This window comes from Noviherbaspirillum sp., assembly GCF_036846085.1.
GTDB lineage: Bacteria > Pseudomonadota > Gammaproteobacteria > Burkholderiales > Burkholderiaceae_D > Noviherbaspirillum.
Genome location: NZ_DAIUCO010000404.1, coordinates 1 through 1,700, shown reverse-complemented (window position 1 = coordinate 1,700; position 1,700 = coordinate 1). Strand labels below are relative to the sequence as shown.

Genomic DNA, 1,700 nt, shown 5'->3' with positions numbered 1-1,700 from the left:
GTCTAGCGCAGTCCAGATACTCTGCAAAACCGCATCCATTTGGTTTAGCACCTCGTTATTCCAAAAACGTAGTACTTGAAATCCTGCAGATCGTAAAAAGTCAGAACGGCGATCGTCGTATGGTTTGTCTTCGCTATGCTGAGAACCATCCACTTCAACGACAATCCGACGTTCAATACAAACAAAGTCGAGCACGTAATTTTCAAAAGGATGCTGACGTCGAAACTTTACGCCCAGCTGGTTTCCACGCAAGCGCCGCCACAATGCCTGTTCCGCATCGGTCATTGTCTTGCGCAGAGTCTTGGCGACCGGTCTTGTGAAGTTGCTCGTTTGCCCTTGCATGGTTTAACCCATCCCCACCCTAGCCCTCCCCTTGAAAGGGAGGGAACGTTCTTTTCCGGCTCAACCGCCGCCGATGGCCCGCACGATATCTACCCGGTCGCTCGGTTGCAATGTCCTCTGCGCCCACATCTGCCGCGGCACCACCTCCCGGTTGATCGCCACGGCCAGCGACTTGCCGGCCAGATCCAGCGATGCAATCAGGTCCTGCACGTTCATGTTCTCCGCAACCGGATGGGGCACCCCGTTCAATTCAATGTCCATCTGCCACTCACTGCTTTCGATAAATTTCCGCACCGCTCTTGACGAATTCCACCGCTTTCACTTCCATGCCTTTCTTCAGCGCCTGCTCGTCCGAAATCCCCTGCGCCGCCGCATAGTCACGCACATCCTGCGTGATCTTCATCGAGCAGAAATGCGGGCCGCACATCGAACAGAAGTGCGCGACCTTGGCCGAGTCCTTCGGCAGGGTCTCGTCATGGAATTCCCGTGCCTTGTCCGGATCGAGGCCGATGTTGAACTGGTCTTCCCAGCGGAACTCGAAACGCGCTTTCGACAGGGCATTGTCGCGGATTTGCGCGCCGGGATGTCCCTTGGCGAGATCGGCGGCATGCGCGGCCAACTTGTAAGTGATGATGCCTTCCTTCACATCATCCTTGTTCGGCAGACCGAGGTGTTCCTTCGGCGTCACGTAGCACAGCATCGCGGTGCCGTACCAGCCGATCATCGCGGCGCCGATGCCGGAGGTGATGTGGTCGTAACCCGGCGCAATGTCGGTGGTCAACGGCCCCAGGGTATAGAACGGCGCTTCATGGCATTGTTCCAGCTGCAGGTCCATGTTTTCCTTGATGAGGTGCATCGGCACATGGCCGGGGCCTTCGATCATGACCTGCACGTCATGCTTCCACGCGATCTGCGTCAGTTCGCCGAGCGTCTTCAATTCGCCGAGCTGCGCCTCGTCGTTGGCGTCGTAGATGGAACCCGGACGCAACCCGTCGCCGAGCGAGAAGGACACATCGTAAGCCTTCATGATTTCGCAGATGTCCTCGAAGTGTTCGTAGAGGAACGATTCCTTGTGATGCGCGAGACACCATTTCGCCATGATCGAGCCGCCGCGACTGACGATGCCGGTCATGCGCTTCGCCGTCAGCGGCACATACTGCAGCCGCACGCCGGCATGGATGGTGAAGTAGTCGACGCCCTGCTCCGCCTGCTCGATCAGCGTGTCGCGGAAGATTTCCCAGGTGAGGTCCTCGGCCTTGCCGTTGACCTTCTCCAGCGCTTGGTAAATCGGCACGGTACCGATCGGCACCGGCGAATTGCGGATGATCCACTCGCGGGTTTCGTGGATGTGCTTGCCG

At 57.9% G+C, this 1,700-nt stretch carries 3 protein-coding genes; all 3 read right to left on the bottom strand.

Annotation, left to right across the window (positions count from 1 at the left end; genetic code table 11):
• Positions 1-342, bottom strand: a 342-nt coding sequence (locus V7080_RS25335) for an endonuclease domain-containing protein (RefSeq protein ID WP_334191147.1), incomplete at its 3' end; no start/stop codon positions are given.
• A gap of 60 nt (positions 343-402) precedes the next feature.
• Complete coding sequence (gene thiS / locus V7080_RS25330; protein WP_334191146.1) at positions 403-603, bottom strand: sulfur carrier protein ThiS; 201 nt, start codon at positions 601-603, stop codon at positions 403-405.
• A gap of 7 nt (positions 604-610) precedes the next feature.
• A partial coding sequence (gene thiC, locus V7080_RS25325) for a phosphomethylpyrimidine synthase ThiC (protein ID WP_334191145.1) occupies positions 611-1,700 on the bottom strand: 1,090 nt, incomplete at its 5' end.